Genomic DNA, 22,866 nt, shown 5'->3' on the forward strand with positions numbered 1-22,866 from the left:
AAGAGCTTTGCAGCGAAAAAAGAAACAGTCGAAAAGAAAGTAGCAGAAGTGGCTGCCAAGACAACGGCTGTCGCAGCGAAAAAAGAAGCAGCGCCCGTCAAAAAAGAAGGAGCAACTGAGACAAAATCAGTAACGCCAGCTGCTAAACCAAAGAGTCGTAACTTTAAAGCGGAACGAGAAGCGCGTGCAAAAGAGCAGGCTGAACGTAGAAAACAACAAGGCAATCGTCCAAAACGCGATCGCAAGGACAATCAGCGTTATGGTGACAACCGAAATCAACGACCACAAGAGCGAAATGAACAACGAAATCAAGGTTCTGAGCGTCGCAATAACCGACCAGATCAAAGACGTAGTGCACAACCCCAAGTAGCACCAAAAGTTGATTTCAAAGCGCGTGCAGCAGCACTGAAAGCTGAACAAAATGCTGAGTACGCACGTGGAAGTGAAGATCGCTACAAACAACAAGCTGCAAAAGCAGAACAAGAACGTCAACAGCGCCGGAAACGGGTAGAAGCACCAGAAGTGAAAGCACCTGTACAGGAGCCAGCTGTTGAGAACCATACAAAACCAGCTGTTGCTGCTGCTCCAGCTCAAGTCGATACACGTCGGAAGAAACAAGCGCGACCAGATAAGAAACGCGATGATTTTGATCGTGAAGAAGATGGTCCAAGAAAACAACAAAGGAATCGAAATAGTCAAAATCAAGTGAGAAATCAGAGAAATAGTAACTGGAATAACAATAAGAAAAATAAAAAAGGAAAGAACAACCGTAATGATGCTCCAAAACCAGTAACAGAGCGTAAATTCCATGAATTACCAAGTGAATTTGAGTATACGGATGGAATGACGGTTGCAGAAATCGCAAAACGCATCAAGCGTGAACCGGCTGAAATCGTCAAGAAACTCTTTATGATGGGAGTCATGGCGACTCAAAACCAATCGCTGGATGGAGATACGATTGAACTCTTGATGGTGGATTATGGAATTGAAGCCAAGAAAAAGGTTGAAGTAGACAATGCCGATATCGAACGCTTCTTCGTTGAAGATGGTTATTTGAATCCAGATGAGTTGGTAGAGCGTCCACCAGTTGTCACCATCATGGGACACGTTGACCACGGGAAGACTACCCTTTTGGATACCCTTCGTAATTCCCGTGTAGCAACAGGTGAAGCGGGAGGAATCACCCAGCACATCGGTGCCTACCAAATCGTGGAAAATGGTAAGAAGATTACCTTCTTGGATACACCTGGACACGCGGCCTTTACTTCTATGCGGGCGCGTGGTGCATCTGTTACCGATATTACCATCTTGGTTGTAGCAGCAGATGATGGGGTGATGCCACAGACCATCGAAGCCATCAACCACTCAAAAGCTGCCAATGTCCCAATCATTGTGGCTATTAACAAGATTGATAAACCAGGTGCCAACCCAGAGCGTGTCATCGGTGAATTGGCAGAGCATGGGGTTATGTCAACTGCTTGGGGTGGCGATTCTGAGTTTGTAGAAATCTCAGCTAAGTTCAACCAAAATATCGACGAACTCTTGGAAACGGTCCTTCTTGTGGCTGAAATCCAAGAACTCAAGGCAGATCCAACTGTTCGTGCCATCGGTACTGTTATCGAAGCGCGCTTGGATAAAGGAAAAGGTGCGGTGGCAACCCTCCTTGTTCAACAAGGTACCTTGAATGTTCAAGACCCAATCGTTGTCGGAAATACCTTTGGACGTGTCCGTGCCATGACCAATGACCTTGGACGTCGTGTGAAGGTGGCAGGACCATCTACTCCGGTTTCTATCACTGGTTTGAACGAAGCGCCAATGGCGGGTGACCACTTCGCGGTTTATGAAGATGAAAAATCAGCGCGTGCAGCGGGTGAAGAACGTGCCAAACGTGCTCTGATGAAACAACGTCAAGCAACCAACCGCGTCAGCCTTGAAAATCTCTTTGATACCTTGAAGGCTGGGGAAGTGAAATCTGTTAATGTCATCATTAAAGCCGATGTACAAGGTTCGGTTGAAGCCCTTGCTGCCTCCCTTCAAAAGATTGAAGTGGAAGGTGTGAAAGTGACCATCGTTCACTCAGCAGTTGGTGCGATCAACGAATCAGACGTGACCCTTGCAGAAGCTTCAAATGCCTTCATCATCGGATTTAACGTCCGCCCTACGCCACAAGCACGTCAGCAAGCAGAAGCTGATGAGGTAGAAATCCGTCTTCACTCAATTATCTACAAAGTGATTGAAGAAATGGAAGATGCTATGAAGGGAATGTTGGATCCTGAGTTCGAAGAGAAAGTCATCGGGGAAGCGGTTATTCGTGAAACCTTTAAGGTCTCTAAAGTGGGTACCATTGGTGGATTTATGGTCCTTAGTGGTAAGGTTACACGTGATTCCAAAGTTCGTGTCATTCGTGACGGTGTCGTGATCTATGACGGTGCTCTTGCAAGCTTGAAACACTTCAAAGATGATGTCAAAGAGATCACAAATGGTCGTGAAGGTGGATTGATGATTGAAGGTTACAATGATATCAAGACAGATGATACCATCGAAGCCTACATCATGGAAGAAATTAAAAAATAAGATGCTGACTAGGAAAAAAGAGGGTTTTCCTCTGATTTCCTAGTTTTTAAACACAGAGCAGAAAGGAGTTCCTATGGCAAGTCATTTTCGGACAGACCGAGTAGGGATGGAAATTAAGCGGGAAGTCAACGAGATTTTACAAAAGAAAGTCCGTGACCCGCGTGTTCAAGGCGTCACCATTACGGATGTTCAAATGCTAGGTGATTTGTCTATGGCCAAAGTGTATTATTCAATTATGAGTGATTTGGCTTCAGACAATCAAAAGGCTCAGACAGGCCTTGAAAAAGCAACAGGAACCATCAAGCGTGAATTAGGTCGGAATCTGAAATTATACAAGATTCCGGATCTTACTTTTGTCAAAGACGAGTCTATCGAATACGGTAACAAGATCGATGAGATGTTACGCAATTTGAACAAAGACTAGAGAGGTTGGAAATTTTCCACGCCCAGATTGAAAGACAAAGTCTTCTTAGAAACTTTCCTTAGGTGAGTACGGACGTCAGCGAACTTCTTCGAAGTTCCATGACTAATTATTGAGCCTAAGGTCTCAATAATTCCGAGTACCTGAAACTATTAAGTTTCAGGTACTTTTCTCACGACGAAAAGTTTCAGTAGATGATTGAATCACTCTAACGAGTAACATTTCTTTTTATAGAATTTATTAGATTTATAAAAAAGAATAGTTTGTCTACAGTCTCGGGTTGGAAATTTTCCACCCTCTTTTTTTGGCTCTTAAAACGAGGAAAATAAAACAGAAGGAAAAAACGGTTTCAAAAAATAATAGAAATTTACAGAAATCTCTTGTGTGATTGGAAATTATCCTTTACAATAGGAGAGGAGTTTTATTTCTGATCTCAAATTTGGAGGAATGAACATGTCGATTAACTGGCAGGAAATTGTATTTAACTTTTTGGGAGGGCTGGGGCTCTTTCTCTATAGTATTAAAACCATGGGAGAAGGCTTGCAACAGGCTGCAGGAGATCGACTTCGCTACTATATTGATAAATATACGAGTAATCCCTTTCTAGGGGTTCTAGTAGGGATTGGGATGACTGCCTTGATTCAGTCGAGTTCAGGGGTTACAGTGATTACGGTCGGTCTGGTGAGTGCAGGACTTCTAACCCTCCGTCAAGCTATTGGTATTGTTATGGGGGCCAATATTGGAACGACTATTACCTCCTTTATCATTGGTTTTAAATTAGGAGACTACGCTCTTCCCATGCTCTTTATCGGAGCGGTTTGTCTCTTCTTTACCAAAAATCGTTTGGTTAATAATGTTGGACGAATCGTTTTTGGTGTCGGTGGTATCTTCTTTGCCCTCAACTTGATGAGTGGGGCTATGGAACCTCTTAAAGATTTGCAAGTCTTTCGTGACTATATGGTGCAGTTAAGTAAAAGTCCTATCTTGGGTGTCTTTGTTGGATCAGGCTTAACACTTTTGATTCAGGCCTCTTCTGCAACCATTGGTATCTTGCAAAATCTCTATGCTAGTCATTTGATTGACCTGAAAGGAGCCCTCCCAGTTCTCTTTGGTGATAATATCGGAACGACCATTACAGCTATCATTGCTTCCTTGGGAGCTAATATTGCGGCCAAACGTGTGGCAGGTGCCCATGTAGCCTTTAATGTTATCGGAACCATTATCTGTCTTGTCTTCCTTGTTCCGTTTACCTCTTTGATTCAATGGTTTGAAACGACTCTTCATTTATCCCCAGAAATGACCATAGCCTTTGCTCACGGAACCTTTAATATAACCAATACCATCATCCAGTTCCCATTCATTGGAGCTTTGGCATACTTTGTGACCAAGCTGATTCCTGGTGAGGATGAGGTTGTTAAATATGAACCGCTCTATTTGGATGAAAACTTGATCACTCAAGCGCCTTCGATTGCTCTAGGAAATGCAAAAAAAGAGTTGCTTCATTTAGGTGGATATGCAGACAAAGCTTTTAATCTCTCTTATGATTATATTGTTCATCAAAATGAAAAAACAGCTGAAAAGGGACATAAGACAGAAGAAGCCATTAATACCATTGATGATGATTTGACTCGCTACTTGATTCGTTTGTCGAGTGAAGCCTTGAGTCCGAGAGAAAGTGAAGTTCTCACCAACATCCTAGATTCCTCACGGGACTTGGAGCGGATTGGAGATCACGCGGAAGCCTTGATCAATCTGACCGATTATTTAATTCGTAAGAAAGTGGTCTTTTCAGAAGCGGCCTTGGCTGAATTGGAAGATATTTACAACCAAACCCATCAATTTGTAGAGGATGCTTTGAAAGCTATCGAGCACAATGATGTGAGTCTTGCAAATCAACTGGTAGCACGTCACGAGGCAATTGAAAAATTGGAGAAAAGACTTCGGAAAACTCATATTCGTCGTTTGAACCAAGGTGAATGTACGCCACAAGCCGGAGTGAACTTTATTGATATCATTTCTCACTATACACGTGTTGCAGACCATGCCATGAATCTAGCTGAAAAAGTACAAATCGAGCAAATTTAATGAACGTTAAATAGAGTAAGTAGGAAGCTTACTCTGTTTTTTTGTTGGATTCTATTCAAAAATAGGTCTAGACCATTTACAAATGAAAGTGAAAGCGTTATAATATGTATGAATATAAATGGAACACAGTTCCTACAATGGAAAGGACGATTGTATGTCTACATATATTAAAGCAGATCAATTTTATTATCCACATGGGGTTCGCCGCGGAGGCTATTTGGAGCTTGTTGATGGCAAGTTTGGAAAACATGTGGAAAGCTTACCAGAAGGTGCGGATGTGCTGGATTATTCTGGTTACAGCATTGCGCCTGGCCTCGTAGATACCCATATTCACGGATTTGGTGGGGTAGATGTGATGGATAATAATATCGAAGGCACTCTCCATACCATGAGTGAAGGGCTCTTGAGTACAGGGGTTACGAGCTTTTTGCCTACGACCCTTACTTCCTCTTACGAACAACTTTTGGCAGTAACGGAAAATATCGGTGCACGATACAAAGAAGCAACAGGAGCTAAGATTCGCGGGATTTATTTTGAAGGACCTTATTTTACAGAAAAATACAAGGGAGCTCAAAACCCATCTTATATGAAGGATCCAAGTATGGAAGAATTCCGGGCTTGGCAAAAAGCTGCCAATGGTCTGTTGAATAAGATTGCCCTTGCTCCTGAGCGTGAAGGTGTAGAAGACTTTGTTCGGACCATTACAGGAGAAGGGGTGACTGTTGCTTTGGGACACTCCAATGCAACTTTTGAAGAAGCTAAAAAAGCGGTAGATGCAGGTGCGAGTGTCTGGGTGCATGCCTACAATGGTATGCGTGGTTTGACGCACCGTGAACTCGGTATGGTTGGTGCTATGTATGAGTTGCCTCATACAACAGCAGAGTTGATCTGTGATGGCCATCACGTGGATCCGCTAGCGTGTGATATCCTGATGAAACAAAAAGGAAAAGAAAATGTTGCCTTGATTACTGACTGTATGACAGCTGGGGGCTTAGAAGACGGGGACTACATGCTTGGGGAATTCCCGGTTGTGGTCGCTGAAGGGACGGCTCGCTTGAAATCAACTGGTAATCTAGCTGGCTCAATCTTGAAATTGAAAGATGGATTAAAAAATGTTGTAGAGTGGGGGATTGCTAACCCTCACGAAGCAGTGATGATGGCCAGCCTCAATCCGGCAAAATCAGTCCATATTGATGATGTTTGTGGTCAAATTCGCGAAGGGTATGATGCTGACTTCATCGTGCTTGATCAAAATTTGGATCTGGTTGCGACCTATCTCGATGGGGTCAAACGTTACCAGGCTACGAACTAGATTCAAGAATTAAAGATAGAATACTTCCTCTCTAGGTCATACCTAGAGAGGTTTTTGTTTACCAATGGTAGTGCAATTTTGTGAATGCTGTCTTTTCATGCTATAATGGGAATTGAAATGTGAGGTAGCTTATGAAGGCAATTGATATACGTTTTTTATTGATGGGGATTTTTTTCTTGCTCTATGGGATTGTAAGAAAAAATATCTTTATTGTGATCGTTGGTGGGGCATTTTTACTCTATAGTTTTTATAGCAAGAAGATGGAGCCAACCAAGAAGAATATTTTTAAGCCAGAGCTCAAGCTTCGAGGGCCTAAGAAACCGAAGTCGAAGAAAGGAAAGAAGAAATGAATCATTATCGTTTAAATAATGGGGTGGAGATTCCTGTATTGGGATTTGGGACGTGGAAAGCAGCGAATGGAGAAGAAGCCTATCAAGCTGTCTTAGCTGCTTTAAAAGCAGGTTATCGCCATATCGATACAGCTGCGATTTATCAGAATGAAGAGAGTGTGGGTCGGGCCATTAAAGACAGTGGTCTTGCGCGCGAAGACCTGTTTATTACCACCAAACTTTGGAATACTCATCACACCTATGAAGACGCTCAAGCTGCTTTGGAAGAGTCTCTTGAGAAACTAGGCTTGGACTATGTGGATCTTTATTTGATTCATTGGCCAAATCCAAAACCCCTTCGAGAAAATGATGCTTGGAAACAACGAAATGCTGAGGTTTGGCGAGCAATGGAAGATATGCTAGCTTCTGGCAAGGTTCGGGCTATTGGTATTAGCAATTTTCTGCCTCATCATTTGGAAGCCCTCCTTGAAACAGCTCGGGTCATTCCGGCTGTGAACCAAATTCGTCTAGCACCTGGGGTGTACCAAAGTGAAGCCATTGCAGCAAGTCGTAAGCATGGCATTTTACTAGAGGCTTGGGGACCTTTTGGCCAAGGAGAATTGTTCCGAAATGAACAAGTAAAAGAAATGGCTACTAAATATGGAAAGACGGTTGCTCAACTAGCCCTGGCTTGGAGTTTGCAAGAAGGGTTCCTTCCACTGCCAAAATCGGTTACACCTGAGCGGATTGCGAGTAATTTAAATTGCTTTGATTTTGAATTGACGGCAGATGATATGGAACTCCTTCGCCATCTTCCGGTTGAAGCAGGTGCACCAGATCCGGACACCAAAGATTTTTAAGAGAGAATTTCTATTCATTAATGAAAACCGAGGACAGTTTCGTTCTCGGTTTTTAAAATCCTTTCAATGATTAAATAATTTTAAAACTCCAACAAAAACAGATGTTCTATAATACCTTCCCATACTAATTTACATTTTTCCGAACGAAAATAAATTAATAGTTAGTAACATTCGTGAATGTTACATTTGTGTTACATTTTGTTTTTTGAATGAATTTTCAGACAATTTTGCGTTATAATAGTTACTATTAAAATAAAAGGGGAGTTTCTATGAATAGACAAGAACGTTTTTCATTAAGAAAATACAAATTTGGTGTAGCCTCAGTTTTATTAGGGGCTGTTTTGGTATTTGGATCTGCACAAGCGAGTGCTGAAGAACAAGCAGCCAGCCAAACAAGTGCTGGAACACAGCTTGTAGCCACTACTCAACAGGCACCTGCTGAAGAAGAGCATTCACAAGCAACAGAAGCAAATACAGCAGTTGCTAGTGAGAAAGTAGAAGTTGCAAAAGAAGCAACAGTTGCTGAAAAGACAACGAATGCAACAGAAGTAGCTCTTGTTGAAAAAACAGAAGCTCCGAAAGAGGCAGCTACTGTTCCAGAAACAAAACCGGAAGTAGCGGAAAAACCTGTAGAAAAAGCAACAGCAGTGGCTACTGCGACAAGTTCAGAAACAACGAATCGCCATGAGGCAGCTGAAAAACCTCAAAGCATCGAAAGTGACGAAATTATTACTGTTCCCCAAACCTGGAAGCAAGGTTATAAAGGGGAAGGGATGGTTGTCGCCGTCATCGACTCTGGCTTGGATGTGAACCACGAGGTTCTTCGGATTACCGATCCTTCAAAAGCTAAGTTTAAAAACCAAGAAGAAATCGAAGCTGCTAAGAAAGCGGCAGGAATTGATTATGGTAAATGGTACAACGACAAGGTTGTCTACGCTTATGACTACTTTGATGGGACCGACAATATCAAAGAGGCTGAAAGAGATTCCCATGGGATGCACGTTACTGGGATTGCAACAGGGAATCCTGATAAAGAAGCAGGGAACGGTGAAAAGATCTATGGTGTAGCACCAGAAGCGCAAGTTATGTTTATGCGTGTCTTTTCAGATCGTCAAAAAACAACGGGTTCTGCCCTTTATGTAAAAGCAATTGATGATGCTGTAGCCCTTGGTGCAGATACCATCAATATGAGTCTTGGATCTACTACTGGTTCTATGGTCAATGCTGATTCAGATATTGTGGATGCCATTAAACGAGCGCGTGCTAAAGGGGTATCTGTCCTAATCTCTGCAGGAAATAGCAATACTTTTGGGAATGGTTATTCTAGACCAGCAGCAGAAAATCCAGATTACGGTTTGGTTGGAAATCCATCAACGGTAGAGGACTCTATCTCTGTTGCTTCTATCAATAACAACATCATTACAACAGAAGTTTTTGAAGTCAAAGGTTTGGAAGGCAATGCAGAAGCGGATAACGGAAAATTTGATTACAGTAAATCTGCTGCAGATGCTGATTTTGAAAAAGGCAAAGAGTACGAATATGTATCAGTTGGTCTTGGGAAAGAAGATGATTTTAAAGATCTAGACCTTACCGGTAAATTGGCCTTAATCCAACGTGGGGAAATTCCATTCTCAGAAAAGATTGCCAATGCCTTCCATCATGGTGCAGCAGGAGCTTTGGTCTACAATAATGTGGAAGGATCTAATCTTGGAATGGCAATTGATGGAGATGCTAAGAAAATTCCATCTGTCTTCATTTCAAAACGCTATGGGGAAGCTCTTAAAGCTGGATCTTACAAAGTTGTCTTTAACGATACCATGGCTAACCGTCCATCTCCAGAAGCAGACCAATTGTCTGATTTCTCAAGCTGGGGAGTGACAACCGATGGTCAGTTGAAACCAGATGTCACAGCACCTGGTGGGAATATCTTTTCTTCTTTAAATGACAATACCTACGGGGATATGAGTGGTACAAGTATGGCCTCTCCTCACGTAGCAGGTGTGGCAGCCTTGGTTAAAGAATACCTTGTGAAGAACCATCCAGAATTGACTCCAGAACAAGTTTCTGTAACTGTGAAAGCCTTGATTATGTCTACAGCTAAACCACATGTTGACAAAGAAACTGGTGTCTATACTTCTCCACGTCAACAAGGTGCAGGGGTTGTCGATACAGCCGCAGCCGTTTCAACAGACTTGTATGTGACTGGTGAAAACAACTATCCAAGCGTCACTCTTGGTAATGTTGGAGATAGCTTTACCTTTGATGTCACAGTCCACAATATTTCAGATACCGATCGTACCTTGAAAATGTTGGTCAATACAGACACAGATGAAGTAAAAGATGGTAAATTTACCCTTCGTCCACGTAAATTGACTGAAACAGCCTGGCCTGAAGTAACTGTGAAAGCTCATAGCTCTGAAACGGTTACAGTGAAAGTCGATACAAGTAAATTCACAGAAGAGTTGAGCAAAGAAATGCCGAACGGCTATTTCCTTGAAGGATTTGTTCGCTTTGTAGATCCGGCAGATGATGGGGATGTGGTCAGCTTGCCGTTTATGGGATTCAAGGGAGAATTCCAAAACCTTCCAGCTGTTGAAAAACCAATCTATGATTTGGTTCGCGAAGGAAAAGATGGCTTCTACTATCATGTTCCAAAAGATTTGAATATCTCCTCTAGTGCCAATGTTTCTGCGCTTGTTACCCTTCAAAATGATCTTCTCCTCACACAAGGAAAACGAGATGGTCGTCGGATGACAGTTCTTGGTATTGAAGAAAATGCGGAAGGTACACATTCTCTTCAATTAGATGAAAATGGAAATGTTCGCATCGCTATTTCGCCAAATGAAGATGGGAATAAAGACCTCGTTGAATACAAGACAGTTGCCCTTAGAAACATTGAAAACCTTCGTGCAACTGTTTATGCAGCAAGTGATACGGAACATAAAAATCCATTGTGGGAAGGAACTCCATCTGACCATCGTAAGAACTTCTTCAACGGAGACCAAAAGAACCCACGCAGCTACACACTAGATAATACTGCTTGGAATGGTACCGATGCAAATGGGAAAGCAGTAGCAGATGGTCTATATGATTATGTCATTCGTTACACACCAATGGTTCCTGGAGCTGAAGAGCAATCAACGACCTTCAAGGTTCGGGTCGATACTCAAAAACCAGTGATCACATCTGGATATATTCGCTTTAAAGATGGGGCTCAACAGTTTGTAGCACGTAAAGCCAAAGATGTTGGCGAAGGTGGTATCTTAACTGAAAAACTCGTCTACGTGACTCCATTCGATGATCAGGGGACAATGGTCCAAACCAGTGAAGATAAGAATGGTACACGTGCGCTTGAAAATTACCATGTGATCAAGGCCAATGCAGATGGTAGCTTCGATCTTCCTGAAAACATCGATAAGAAGAATATCTACTACTATGTAGAAGACTTTGCGGGGAACGTAGACTATGTTTCACTAGCAGATTTAGTTCGGGATCAAAATAGTGGTCGGGTTCAAATTGCAGTTCGTGACGTTAAAACGAACAAAGATTTGGATACTATGTATGTTTACCGAATCAAAGATAGCAATGGCCAATACGTATCAGTTGATAAGACAAAAGATATTAACTTCTTGAACTTTGGTCATTATACTGCAGAAATCTTTACGTATGATCGTACCGAAGTGAAATTTGTCAGCAGCTTGACGCAAGAGTTCGATTTGACAGAAGAGAATAGTTTCCAAACGATCACATTCCTTGCCAACACCTTGGAATATGCACCTGTCAGCATTCGCTTTGATCAACCGGTTTCAAAAGCAGCTACGATCGTATTAAAAGGGGCAGATGGTGAAAACTTTGTCTTGCCTGCTGAAAAATATGGTAAAAATGGCTTTGGTAAATCTGTAGCAACTGGTCAATATACCTTGGTTGCAACTCTTCCTACAGGATATGAACTAGCTGAGAAAGTACCAGTGATCTCAGTTGTCGCAGGACGCAACAATAATTATCGTATTGGAGTGATCTCAAAAGTGGATCTCTTGGCTGCTTTGAACAACCAAGCAGATGTTACAAAGACAGCGCAATACTTCAATGCCAGTGCAGATAAGAAGGAAGCCTATGATCAAGCCTTGCAAGCTGCCCAAGCAGCCTTGACCAACAAGGTTAGTCAAGAGCAAGTCAACCAAGCTCTAGCTAGTCTTGAAGCTGCCAGCCAAGCTTTGGATGGGAAAGATTCAAACGTTGCGGCCTTGAAAGAAGCCATGCAGGCTTACGATGCTACGACTAAAACTGGTCGTTATGCCAATGCCAAAGAAAAAGTACGTCGCGACTACGATCGTGCTTTCCAAACAGTTGCCTTGCTTGCAGTTGATCCAACTGTGAAACAAGAACAAATCAATCAAGCACTTGCTGAGCTTAGCCGTGCAGAAGGAAAATTAAACGGGAAAGCAACTGATTTTTCAAGTCTTGAAAAATACATCAAGGAAGAATTGAAGTTCCAAGAAAAGAATGCTAAATTCATCTATGCTGGAAATGAAGAAAAAGAAGCTTACCTAGTAGCCTTCAAGGATGCACAAACTATCCTTTCAAATCCAGGAGCAAGCCAACAAGATGTGAAAGATGCTTTGACAGCCTTGAAGAATGCCAAGAAAAAACTTCATGGTAAAAAACCAAAAGCTGCAAGACGTCCATAAGAAAAACAACATTGTTTGTTAGCCTAAAATCCGTATGAAACGATTGTTTCATGCGGATTTTAATTTACAAGTCACTAAAAATCTGCTATAATACTAGTCAAGAAAGAAGGGCTTATGGCGTTTTTCTAGCGAGCTTGGGATAGTGAGAGCCAAGTAGAGCAAAGTAAGCAAGTGGCGCTTTCTCTCAGTAAAAAGCTGAGTAAAGTAAGATAAAATGAAGTAATAAATTAGGGTGGAACCGCGTTTCTGACGCCCCTAGGTCACAGACTTAGGAGCGAAGACGCGGTTCTTTTTGTATCCTGAGTCACAAGAAACTTTATGAAAAAGGAGTATGCAATGTCTAAAAAACTAACCTTTCACTGCGTTAGTGGCAGAGACCTCCATACAGTCGGACTGCCCCACGCTCAGCACTAGGGTGCCTGAGCTAAACGCAGTACTAACTCGTCTTGCCTCGTATGATCGACGAGGCAGACTCGTGTCGCAAGAAATCATTTAAATCAAGGAGTATTTAATGTCTAAGAAATTAACATTTCAAGAAATTATTTTGACTTTGCAACAATACTGGAATGACCAGGGTTGTATGCTCATGCAGGCTTATGATAATGAAAAAGGTGCGGGAACAATGAGTCCATATACTTTCCTCCGTGCCATTGGTCCTGAGCCATGGAATGCGGCTTATGTAGAGCCATCTCGTCGTCCAGCGGACGGTCGTTACGGGGAAAACCCAAACCGTCTTTACCAACACCACCAATTCCAAGTGGTCATGAAACCATCACCATCAAACATCCAAGAACTCTACCTTGAGTCATTGGAAAAATTGGGGATCAATCCTTTGGAACACGATATTCGTTTCGTTGAAGATAACTGGGAAAACCCATCAACTGGTTCGGCTGGTCTTGGTTGGGAAGTTTGGCTTGACGGTATGGAAATCACTCAGTTCACCTACTTCCAACAAGTTGGTGGATTGGCAACTGGTCCGGTTACTTCTGAGGTCACTTATGGTTTGGAACGTCTGGCTTCTTACATCCAAGAAGTAGATTCTGTTTACGATATTGAGTGGGCCCCAGGCGTTAAATACGGAGAAATCTTCCTTCAACCAGAATACGAACACTCAAAATACAGTTTTGAAGTTTCTGACCAAGATATGCTTCTTGAAAACTTCGAAAAATTTGAAAAAGAAGCAGGACGTGCTTTGGAATTGGGTCTTGTTCACCCCGCCTATGACTACGTTTTGAAATGTTCACACACCTTCAACTTGCTTGATGCTCGTGGAGCTGTATCCGTTACAGAACGTGCCGGCTACATTGCCCGCATCCGTAACTTGGCCCGTGTCGTAGCCAAAACCTTCGTCGCAGAACGCAAGAAACTTGGTTACCCACTTCTCGACGAAGCCACACGCGCCAAACTCCTAGCAGAAGAGGAAGAATAAAAAGAGTTACAAGAATGGAAAATGGGCAAACAAAGTGAGCCCGTACGGCTACCCAGAGGCAAGTCGGAGACTTGCTAAAGGGATAGGCACCGCCGTACTGCTTGATGGGGATTTTTGAAACGTTAGGTTCAAAAATCAGTTGGCTAAATCCACTTTGATGAGACTGTTGGAAATCGATGTCAAAGAGACAGAAGATTTCCCTACAGCCTCACAAAGTTAGTTAGCGACGTCCCCGGTACCTAAGGTGCCTATCAAAAAGAAGAATTTTGTAAAGGAAAAAACATGACAAAAAACTTATTAGTAGAACTTGGACTTGAAGAGTTGCCAGCCTACGTTGTCACACCAAGTGAAAAACAACTCGGTGAGAAAATGGCAGCCTTCTTGGATGACAACCGACTTTCATACGAAAGCATTCAAACCTTCTCAACACCACGCCGTTTGGCTATCCGTGTGATTGGTTTAGCAGATCAACAATCTGATTTGACCGAAGATTTTAAAGGACCTTCTAAGAAAATCGCCTTGGATGCAGATGGAAACTTCTCAAAAGCGGCTCAAGGATTCGTCCGTGGGAAAGGCTTGACGGTTGATGATATCGAATTCCGTGAAGTCAAGGGTGAAGAGTACGTTTATGTTACGAAGCACGAAGCTGGAAAACCAGCTAAAGAAGTCTTGGCTGGCCTTCCAGAGGTGCTTGCTTCATTGACCTTCCCTGTTAGCATGCACTGGGCTAACAACACCTTTGAATACATTCGCCCAGTTCACACCTTGATCGTTCTTTTGGGCGACGAAGCACTCGACCTTGATTTCTTGGATATTAAGTCGGGTCGTGTGAGTCGTGGGCACCGTTTCCTTGGACATGAAGTAGAAATTACCAATGCGGATTCGTATGAAGAAGACCTTCGCACGGTTTACGTGATTGCGGATAGCAAAGAACGTGAAAACATGATTCGTGAGCAAATTAAAGCCATCGAAGCAGAACAAGGTGTTCAAGTCCAAATCGAAGAAGGACTTTTGAATGAAGTCTTGAACTTGGTCGAATACCCAACTGCCTTTATGGGAAGTTTTGACACTAAATATTTGGACGTTCCAGAAGAAGTCTTGGTGACCTCAATGGAAACACACCAACGGTACTTTGTTGTACGCGACCTTGATGGTAAGCTGAAACCAAACTTCATCTCCGTCCGTAATGGGAACGCTGAGCACTTGGAAAATGTTATCCGAGGAAATGAAAAAGTCTTGGTGGCGCGTCTTGAAGATGGTGAATTCTTCTGGCGTGAAGACCAAAAACTTAAGATTGAAGACCTCGTTGCTAAATTGGCGAACGTGACCTTCCATGAAAAAATTGGTTCTCTTTCAGAACACATGGCGCGTGCGGGTGTTATTGCAGCGTCACTAGCTGAGCAAGCTGGTTTGACTGCTGAAGAAAGAGCAGCCGTTGCTCGTGCAGCTGAAATCTACAAATTTGACCTCTTGACGGGTATGGTCGGAGAGTTCGATGAATTGCAAGGAATCATGGGTGAAAAATACGCCCTCCTCGCTGGTGAAGATGCTGCGGTTGCGACAGCTATCCGTGAGCACTACCTTCCTGATTCAGCAGACGGAGTCCTTCCAGAGACTAAGGTTGGTGCCATTCTTGCCCTTGCAGATAAATTGGATACCCTCCTTTCCTTCTTCTCAGTTGGCTTGATTCCATCAGGTTCCAACGACCCTTATGCGCTTCGTCGTGCAACACAAGGAATTGTTCGAATCTTGGATGCTTTTGGTTGGCATATCCCTATGGATGAGTTGATTGACAGCCTTTACGGACTTTCATTTGATAGCCTTTCCTATGACAATCAAGCAGAAGTGCTCAACTTCATCAAGGCGCGTGTGGACAAGATGATGGGACGCACACCAAAAGATATCAAAGACGCTGTTCTTGCTGGTTCAAACTTTGTCGTGGCTGATATGCTGGAAGCAGCTGAAGCTCTTTCAGAAGCTGCGAAGACCGATGGTTATAAGGCGGCTGTTGAGTCCCTCTCTCGTGCCTTTAACTTGGCAGAAAAAGCAGATGCTTCAGTAGCAGTCGATGCCAGTCTCTTTGAAAACGATCAAGAAAAAGCCCTTGCTAAAGCAATTGAAGATCTTGAATTGACTGGTTCAGCTAGCGACAAATTGGCTCAACTCTTTGCTCTTAGCCCAGTCATCGATGCTTTCTTTGATAATACCATGGTGATGGCAGAAGATGAGGCGGTTAAAAACAACCGTTTGGCCCTTCTTGCAGGCCTTGTAGCGAAAGCTAACGCTGTTGCAGCCTTCAACCAATTGAACACAAAATAAGTACCTGATGACAGGTAGAAAGTAGGTTTTATTATGACACCTGAAAAAATCGCTCGTATCAATGAGCTTGCTAAAAAGAAAAAAACAGAAGGTTTGACTCCTGAAGAAGCAGTGGAACAAGCAAAACTTCGTGAAGAATACATTGAAGGTTATCGTCGTTCGGTTCGTCACCACATCGAAGGGATCAAAATTGTGGATGAAGAAGGTAACGATGTAACACCTGAGAAACTACGCCAAGTGCAACGTGAAAAAGGTTTGCATGGCCGTAGTCTCGATGACCCTAATTCATAAGCAAAAGAGTGCTGGAAGAGACTCCAGCACTCTTTTTAATCTATAAAATTCAGAATATTCTGGACTGGATTGACCAATTTTTAAAAACATGGTATAGTAGATTGTATGAAAATTTGAAGTATACTTTTCTGAAAATGTACAGAAAAAGAATTGGAGTAATTATATGTCAAAAAAACATCATCCTGGTGAAGAAACCGAAAATGGGATGGTTCGTGGTCTGCAAAATCGGCATGTTCAGCTGATCGCTATTGCAGGAACCATCGGGACAGGACTCTTTCTTGGAGCCGGTCGTTCCCTTTCTTTGACAGGGCCCTCTATTATTTTAGTCTATATGCTGACTGGCGCATTCATGTACTTGATGATGCGGGCAATCGGAGAAATGCTCTATATGGACCCTGATCAACACACCTTTATCAACTTTATCACCAAGTATATAGGAAAAGGTTGGGGTTATTTTTCAGGATGGTCCTATTGGGTCTCCTTGGTATTTTTGGGAATGGCAGAGATCACCGCTGTTTCCAACTATGTCCAGCTTTGGTTTCCAAATTGGCCAGCCTGGCAGATTCAAATTATCTTTTTAGCGCTCTTAAGTTGTGTAAACTTGATCGCTGTGAAGGTGTTTGGAGAGGTTGAATTCTGGTTTGGAATGATCAAGATTGTCACGATTTTAGCCTTGATCGCAACAGGGATCTTTATGGTGACGACGAATTTTGAAACACCTGCTGGACACGCTAGCTTAACCAATATTACCAATGGTTTTCAAATGTTTCCAAATGGTTGGGTCAAGTTCGTCATGGCCTTCCAAATGGTCTTCTTTGCTTATCAAGCGATCGAGTTTGTTGGAATTACTACTTCTGAAACAGCAAATCCCCGCCAAGTATTACCAAAAGCCATTAAAGAAATTCCAATCCGAATTGTAATCTTTTATGTAGGGGCTTTGTTGGCGATTATGGCTATTTTCCCTTGGCAACAGCTTCCCGTCAATAAATCACCATTTGTAACGGTCTTTCAGATGGTAGGAATCAAGTGGGCAGCAGGATTGATTAATTTTGTTGTACTGACAGCTGCTGCATCTTCCTTGAATTCCACCCTCTATTCAACAGGGCGTCACTTGTACCAGATTGCAAAAGAGACGCCAAACAGTAAAGTGATGAATCGTTTGAAACTGAATAGCTTATCTCGTATGGGGATTCCAAGTCGGGCGATTATTTTTTCTGCGATTGTGGTTGCTGTTTCTGCCTTTATCAATGTCTTGCCAGGTGTCTCAGATGCCTTTGCCTTGATTACGGCATCTTCTTCTGGTGTCTACATTGCTATTTACATTTTGACTATGCTTGCCCATCTTAAGTACCGTAAATCGAAAGAATTTATGCCAGATGGTTTTGTCATGCCAGCCTATAAAGTGTTGAATCCATTGACCATTGTTTTCTTCCTCTTTGTATTCGTTTGTCTCTTCTTGCAAGAATCAACATACATTGGAGCGATTGGAGCAACCATATGGATCATTCTTTTTGGAATTTACAGCAATTGGAAACATAATAAATAAACAACAAAACTCACCAAACGGTGAGTTTTTATTATTTCAGAGCTAGTTTGCTTTCTTTTAAGGAATTACTTGGAGGGAATAAAAGAAAAACAGAGGTGGAAGAAATTATTTTTCTTCCATCTCTGTTTTTTGTCCTTGAATGGCTTTTTTGAGCCACCAAAGTGAGCCGACTAGGATCAGGGCAGCAAGCCAAAAAATCCAAGCCTCAATAGTGGTTAGAAAAAAGTAGAGAGCGATAGCATCGACCAATAAAAGTGGGATGAGAATCTGTTTTCTTATTTTCATAAGAGTATTGTATCATAAATCCTAGAGGAAACAAATAAAATCAAGCCTTTCTAGGTATTTTGTAGGATCTGAAAAGGTCCGATAGGGTTAGTTAGTGAATTTTCTTTTAGGAGTGCATCTTGGTCCCATTTGTGGTAAAATAGTAAAGATATGAGTAAAGAATTTCATCATGTAACGGTTTTGCTTCATGAAACGATCGATATGCTGGATGTTAAGCCAGATGGGATCTATGTAGACGCCACATTGGGTGGGGCAGGCCACAGCGAATATTTGTTAACAAAATTAAATGAATCGGGCCATCTTTATGCCTTTGACCAAGATCAGCATGCGATTGAGAATGCTAAGATTCGATTGGCACCTTTCATTGAGAAAGGCATGGTGACCTTCATTAAGGATAACTTTCGTCATTTGAAGGAACGTCTAAACGAATTGGGTGTGACTGAAATTGATGGGATCTGTTATGACCTAGGTGTCTCTAGTCCTCAGTTAGATGAACGGGAACGCGGATTTTCTTATAAGAAAGATGCGCCGTTAGACATGCGGATGAATCAAGAAGCTTCCTTGACAGCCTATGAGGTTGTAAATAGCTACGATTACCATGATCTAGTCCGTATTTTTTTCAAATATGGAGAGGACAAATTTTCCAAGCAAATTGCGCGGAAAATTGAGCAAGCACGAGCAATTAAACCGATTGAAACAACGACTGAATTAGCAGAGATTATTAAATCTGCTAAACCAGCTAAGGAGCTCAAGAAAAAGGGCCATCCTGCTAAACAGATTTTCCAAGCCATTCGTATCGAAGTCAATGATGAACTGGGAGCTGCAGATGAATCGATTCAGCAAGCCATGGATTTGTTGGCCCTCGATGGTCGTATTTCTGTGATTACCTTTCATTCGTTAGAGGATCGATTGACCAAACAATTGTTTAAAGAAGCTTCGACGGTTGAGGTTCCAAAGGGACTTCCCTTTATTCCAGATGATTTGAAACCAAAGATGGAGTTGGTCAACCGGAAACCTATTTTACCAAGTGAAGAAGAGCTTGAGGATAATAATCGATCCCATTCAGCAAAACTACGGGTTGCTCGAAAAATACACAAGTAAGAGGAATTGATATGGCAGCAAGAGATGAGAGAACAAGAACACAGATACTGCAAGACCGCTTTCGCCGTTTCTCTAGAGTAGAAAAGGCTTTTTATGGGTCGATTGTCTTAACAGCTGTGATTTTAGCCATTAGTATCGTCTTTATGCAGACACGGATTTTACAAGTTCAAAGTGAATTGACGGATTTGAATACGGAACTAGAAGCCAAGAAGACGGAATTGGCAGATGTTCGTCAAGAGGTCAATGAATTAACACGTTATGACCGCTTATCACAGTTGGCTAGCTCCCAAGGAATGAAGCTGCAAAAAGAAAATCGAAAAACAGTGAGTGCAAGTAGTGATGAATAAATTCAAAAAATTATTGATCGGGTATTCGATAAAGAAACGTCGCTTGCCGGATCAGAACCGAAAACAAGTTGGGAAAAATCTCAGTGTACTGGCGATTTTCCTCTTTTTTCTCTTTCTGATTAATTTTGCAATGATCATTGGGACTGACAAAAAATTTGGTGTAACCTTATCGGATCAAGCCAAAAAAGTCCATGAGCAGACGGTCATTGTTCCTGCAAAACGTGGAACGATCTACGACCGAAATGGAGCAGTAATTGCTGAAGATGCGACGACCTATAACGTTTATGCTATTATTGATAAAAAGTACAAATCAGCAACTGGGAAAATCCTCTATGTAGAAGAGAGCCAATTTAAAAAAGTAGCAGAAATCTTTAAGCAGTACTTAGGGATGGATGAGGATTACGTCATTCAACAGTTGTCGCAAAAGAAATTGAAACAAGTTTCTTTTGGCTCGAACGGAAACGGCATAACTTATAGCAATATGACGGCCATCCGTGAGGCCATGGAAGCGGCGAAGATTGAAGGGGTTGCCTTTACAACTAGTCCAAATCGGAGCTATAAAAATGGGGTTTTTGCCTCTCAATTTATAGGTCAGGCCTCTCTTCAAGAAGATAAAGAGGGGAATAAAACCCTGAAGGGGCAATCAGGGATGGAGAAATCCCTCGATCGTATTCTCGCTGGTCAAAATGGGGTTATCACCTATGACAAAGACCGAAACGGGAATATCGTTCCTGGTTCAGATAAGGTTTCTGTCAAAACAGAAGATGGAAAAGATGTCTATACGACCATTTCAGCAGAATTACAAACCTACCTTGAGACGCGAATGGATGTTTTCCAAGAAAAAGTAAAAGGAAAGTATGTTAGTGCGACTCTTGTGAGTGCAAAAACTGGAGAAATCCTGGCGACAACGCAACGTCCATCCTATAATGCGGATACCAAACAAGGGTTGGATCTGAAAAACTTGAAAACCTGGAATACCATCCTTTATCAAGATCAATATGAACCGGGTTCAACGATGAAGGTCATGTTATTAGCTTCGGCGATTGATCATGGAACCTTCCCAGCCTATAATGAAGTATACTACAGTAACGAACTACAAGTAAAAGATGCGACGATCCGTGACTGGGATGTCAATATGGGACTGTCTGAAGGTCGCTATATGAATATCGCACAAGGCTTTGCTTACTCAAGTAACGTGGGGATGACCCGCTTGGAGCAAAAGATGGGAAATGCTGTCTGGATGGACTACCTAACCCGCTTTAAATTCGGTCTTCCGACCCGTTTTGGAATGGGAAATGAAGCTTACGGGGGTCTTCCAGGGGATAACTATGTCAGTCAGGCCATGTCTTCCTTCGGTCAAGGGATTTCCGTCAGTCAAACCCAAATGTTACGGGCCTTTAGTGCCATCGCTAATGATGGACAAATGTTGGAGCCGAAGTTTATTAGTGCTATTTACGATAAAAAATCAGACACAGCCCGCAAATCAAAAAAAGAAGTTGTTGGAAAACCAGTTTCAGGATCAGCTGCACAACAGACACGGAACTATATGATCACCGTCGGAACAGATCCAGAGTATGGAACCTTGTACAGTGATGGACCCATCATTCAGGTACCCGGTCAAAACGTTGCGGTGAAATCAGGGACTGCCCAAATGGCGACAGATCAAGGATACTTGCAAGGAGAAAATGATTATATCTACTCGGTTGTAGCCATGACACCTGCAGAAGATCCTGAATTCATCATGTATGTGACGGTCCAACAACCAGAAGTGAAATTCTCATTCACCAGCTGGGAAGAGCTGGTCAATCCTATTTTGGAAGATGCAGTTGCTTTAAAAGACGAATTGCATCTAACATCAGAGGCACCAACTTTGGATGATGTGACCAAAGAAACGACCTACAAAATCCCTTCAGTAGAAACTCTCTCTAAGGAGTTGAATCTGAAACAAAATCTGAGCCCAGGTGCTTATTCAGAGGAATTGCGTCGCAATTTGGTGCAACCAATTGTCCTAGGAACCGGGAAAAATATCCGCAAGATGTCTGTGGATGTAGGCTCTAAAGTCAAAGCCAATCAGCAAGTATTGTTATTGACAGAAGACTTTGATGCGGTTCCAGATATGTACGGTTGGACAAAGAAAAATGCGGACATCTTTGGAGAATGGACTGGAATTGAGATTACCTATAAAGGTAGTGGAAAGAAAGTAACCAAACAAAGTGTCAAAATGAACACCTCACTCAATAAAACTAAAAAGATTACGTTAACATTAGGAGACTAAGATGTATATTGCTACGATCCTTGTATCGTTTCTATTAACAGTGGCTGCTATTCCAGCCTTTATTCGATTTTACCATCGTGCTCATATTTCCGGGCAACAAATGCACGAAGATGTGAAACAACACAAAGCGAAAGCTGGCACTCCGACAATGGGTGGAGTTGTATTTCTCATTACAGCCGTTCTAGTTAGTTTTGTCGTTACCGTATTGACTGGAAATTTCACGCGCCCTGTTCAACTGATTCTATTTATCTTGATTCTATATGGAATTGTTGGATTTTTGGATGACTTTTTAAAAGTCTTTCGTAAGATTAATGAAGGTCTCAATCCAAAACAAAAATTGGCCCTTCAACTTGTTGGTGGAATCATCTTCTATATTTTTTCTGAACGCCACGGTGCAGGAAGCCTTTTGAATGTTTTCGGATATGAACTTTACTTGGGCCATTTCTACATTCTCTTTGCTTTATTTTGGTTGGTTGGTTTCTCAAATGCTGTCAATTTGACAGATGGGATCGATGGATTAGCCAGCATCTCCGTTGCCATTAGCCTGAGTGCCTATTCCTTTATTGCCTATATGCAAGGGAAATGGGACATTCTCTTTGTCACCTTGAGTATGATTGGGGCCTTGCTAGGATTCTTTGTCTTCAACCACAAGCCGGCTAAAATCTTTATGGGAGATGTCGGTAGTCTAGCTCTTGGAGGGATGCTTGCAGCCTTGTCAATGGCTTTGCATGTTGAGTGGACGCTGCTCTTAATTGGTCTGGTCTATGTTATTGAAACAGGTTCAGTGATGCTACAAGTGACCTATTTCAAATGGAGCAAGAAACGGTACGGGGAAGGACGTCGGATTTTCCGAATGACTCCTTTCCACCATCATTTAGAATTGGGTGGCCTTTCTGGCAATGGCCGAAACTGGTCAGAATGGAAAGTGGATGCCTTTATGTGGAGCATTGCCTTGGTGACAAGTGTCGTGACTCTAGTTCTTCTCTACCTATAAAACGACGGTG

The 22,866-nt window shown here is 42.3% G+C and carries 15 protein-coding genes and 1 pseudogene; 15 read left to right on the forward strand and 1 reads right to left on the reverse strand.

The features are described 5' to 3' along the window. Window positions 1-81 precede the first annotated feature (81 nt). From infB to P5Y91_RS06385, 11 genes and pseudogenes are all read left to right on the forward strand, one after another. Window positions 82-2,574 (forward strand): annotated as a pseudogene (gene infB, locus P5Y91_RS06335) (translation initiation factor IF-2); the annotation flags it as partial. Window positions 2,575-2,647: 73 nt separating this feature from the next. Beyond that, complete coding sequence (gene rbfA / locus P5Y91_RS06340; protein WP_003003976.1) at window positions 2,648-2,998, forward strand: 30S ribosome-binding factor RbfA; 351 nt, start codon at window positions 2,648-2,650, stop codon at window positions 2,996-2,998. Between the two features lie 450 nt (window positions 2,999-3,448). After that, window positions 3,449-5,080, forward strand: coding sequence for a Na/Pi cotransporter family protein (locus P5Y91_RS06345; RefSeq protein ID WP_155199174.1), 1,632 nt, complete (start codon window positions 3,449-3,451; stop codon window positions 5,078-5,080). A 154-nt stretch (window positions 5,081-5,234) separates the two neighbouring features. Beyond that, the gene (nagA, locus tag P5Y91_RS06350; RefSeq protein ID WP_037608475.1) at window positions 5,235-6,392 is read left to right on the forward strand and encodes an N-acetylglucosamine-6-phosphate deacetylase; all 1,158 of its coding nucleotides are present in this window, start codon (window positions 5,235-5,237) and stop codon (window positions 6,390-6,392) included. 131 nt (window positions 6,393-6,523) lie between these two features. Next, the gene (locus tag P5Y91_RS06355; RefSeq protein WP_003018530.1) at window positions 6,524-6,742 is read left to right on the forward strand and encodes a hypothetical protein; all 219 of its coding nucleotides are present in this window, start codon (window positions 6,524-6,526) and stop codon (window positions 6,740-6,742) included. Next, complete coding sequence (locus tag P5Y91_RS06360; protein WP_049522809.1) at window positions 6,739-7,581, forward strand: aldo/keto reductase; 843 nt, start codon at window positions 6,739-6,741, stop codon at window positions 7,579-7,581. The genes P5Y91_RS06355 and P5Y91_RS06360 overlap by 4 nt, the downstream gene beginning before the upstream one ends. Window positions 7,582-7,850: 269 nt before the next feature. Continuing rightward, a complete protein-coding gene (locus P5Y91_RS06365) occupies window positions 7,851-12,269 on the forward strand; it encodes a S8 family serine peptidase (protein WP_277839167.1) in 4,419 nt (1,472 codons plus the stop codon). Window positions 12,270-12,780: 511 nt separating this feature from the next. Next, window positions 12,781-13,698: a glycine--tRNA ligase subunit alpha gene (glyQ, locus tag P5Y91_RS06370; protein ID WP_002886077.1), complete on the forward strand. Its 918-nt coding sequence runs from the start codon at window positions 12,781-12,783 to the stop codon at window positions 13,696-13,698. Between the two features lie 282 nt (window positions 13,699-13,980). After that, window positions 13,981-16,017 carry a glycine--tRNA ligase subunit beta gene (gene glyS / locus P5Y91_RS06375; RefSeq protein WP_049504220.1) on the forward strand — a complete coding sequence of 679 codons (2,037 nt, stop codon included), beginning with the start codon at window positions 13,981-13,983 and terminating at the stop codon, window positions 16,015-16,017. 33 nt (window positions 16,018-16,050) lie between these two features. Next, complete coding sequence (locus tag P5Y91_RS06380; protein WP_003012632.1) at window positions 16,051-16,308, forward strand: DUF896 family protein; 258 nt, start codon at window positions 16,051-16,053, stop codon at window positions 16,306-16,308. A gap of 163 nt (window positions 16,309-16,471) precedes the next feature. Continuing rightward, on the forward strand, window positions 16,472-17,854 hold the full coding sequence (locus P5Y91_RS06385) for an amino acid permease (protein WP_277839168.1): 1,383 nt from the start codon (window positions 16,472-16,474) through the stop codon (window positions 17,852-17,854). A gap of 105 nt (window positions 17,855-17,959) precedes the next feature. On the opposite strand, the gene P5Y91_RS06390 is transcribed toward P5Y91_RS06385, so the two are convergent. After that, window positions 17,960-18,139, reverse strand: a complete 180-nt coding sequence (locus P5Y91_RS06390; protein ID WP_003014929.1) for a hypothetical protein — start codon at window positions 18,137-18,139, stop codon at window positions 17,960-17,962. A gap of 150 nt (window positions 18,140-18,289) precedes the next feature. Between P5Y91_RS06390 and rsmH the strand changes: the two genes are divergently transcribed. Genes rsmH through mraY form a run of 4 tightly spaced genes read left to right on the forward strand, consistent with a single transcriptional unit; the run spans window position 18,290 to window position 22,856 of the window. Continuing rightward, window positions 18,290-19,240, forward strand: coding sequence for a 16S rRNA (cytosine(1402)-N(4))-methyltransferase RsmH (gene rsmH / locus P5Y91_RS06395; protein WP_049490974.1), 951 nt, complete (start codon window positions 18,290-18,292; stop codon window positions 19,238-19,240). A gap of 11 nt (window positions 19,241-19,251) precedes the next feature. Then, window positions 19,252-19,587, forward strand: a complete 336-nt coding sequence (gene ftsL / locus P5Y91_RS06400) for a cell division protein FtsL (protein WP_049485557.1) — start codon at window positions 19,252-19,254, stop codon at window positions 19,585-19,587. Further along, window positions 19,580-21,862, forward strand: coding sequence for a penicillin-binding protein PBP2X (gene pbp2x, locus P5Y91_RS06405; RefSeq protein WP_223141314.1), 2,283 nt, complete (start codon window positions 19,580-19,582; stop codon window positions 21,860-21,862). Before ftsL ends, pbp2x begins: the two co-directional genes overlap by 8 nt. Window position 21,863: 1 nt before the next feature. Continuing rightward, window positions 21,864-22,856 (forward strand): phospho-N-acetylmuramoyl-pentapeptide-transferase, encoded by a 993-nt coding sequence (gene mraY / locus P5Y91_RS06410; RefSeq protein WP_070674540.1) that lies wholly within the window; start codon window positions 21,864-21,866, stop codon window positions 22,854-22,856. Window positions 22,857-22,866 lie beyond the last annotated feature (10 nt).

This window comes from Streptococcus taoyuanensis, from assembly GCF_029589235.1.
GTDB classification, from domain to species: Bacteria; Bacillota; Bacilli; order Lactobacillales; family Streptococcaceae; genus Streptococcus; species Streptococcus taoyuanensis.

Coding starts and splice junctions, on each gene's coding strand:
- mraY (WP_070674540.1), top strand. CDS start 21,864: ATGTATATTGCTACGATCCTTGTATCGTTTCTATTAACAGTGGCTGCT.
- P5Y91_RS06385 (WP_277839168.1), top strand. CDS start 16,472: ATGTCAAAAAAACATCATCCTGGTGAAGAAACCGAAAATGGGATGGTT.
- P5Y91_RS06345 (WP_155199174.1), top strand. CDS start 3,449: ATGTCGATTAACTGGCAGGAAATTGTATTTAACTTTTTGGGAGGGCTG.
- P5Y91_RS06365 (WP_277839167.1), top strand. CDS start 7,851: ATGAATAGACAAGAACGTTTTTCATTAAGAAAATACAAATTTGGTGTA.
- P5Y91_RS06360 (WP_049522809.1), top strand. CDS start 6,739: ATGAATCATTATCGTTTAAATAATGGGGTGGAGATTCCTGTATTGGGA.
- ftsL (WP_049485557.1), top strand. CDS start 19,252: ATGGCAGCAAGAGATGAGAGAACAAGAACACAGATACTGCAAGACCGC.
- rsmH (WP_049490974.1), top strand. CDS start 18,290: ATGAGTAAAGAATTTCATCATGTAACGGTTTTGCTTCATGAAACGATC.
- glyQ (WP_002886077.1), top strand. CDS start 12,781: ATGTCTAAGAAATTAACATTTCAAGAAATTATTTTGACTTTGCAACAA.
- nagA (WP_037608475.1), top strand. CDS start 5,235: ATGTCTACATATATTAAAGCAGATCAATTTTATTATCCACATGGGGTT.
- P5Y91_RS06380 (WP_003012632.1), top strand. CDS start 16,051: ATGACACCTGAAAAAATCGCTCGTATCAATGAGCTTGCTAAAAAGAAA.
- P5Y91_RS06355 (WP_003018530.1), top strand. CDS start 6,524: ATGAAGGCAATTGATATACGTTTTTTATTGATGGGGATTTTTTTCTTG.
- pbp2x (WP_223141314.1), top strand. CDS start 19,580: ATGAATAAATTCAAAAAATTATTGATCGGGTATTCGATAAAGAAACGT.
- glyS (WP_049504220.1), top strand. CDS start 13,981: ATGACAAAAAACTTATTAGTAGAACTTGGACTTGAAGAGTTGCCAGCC.
- rbfA (WP_003003976.1), top strand. CDS start 2,648: ATGGCAAGTCATTTTCGGACAGACCGAGTAGGGATGGAAATTAAGCGG.
- P5Y91_RS06390 (WP_003014929.1), bottom strand. CDS start 18,139: ATGAAAATAAGAAAACAGATTCTCATCCCACTTTTATTGGTCGATGCT.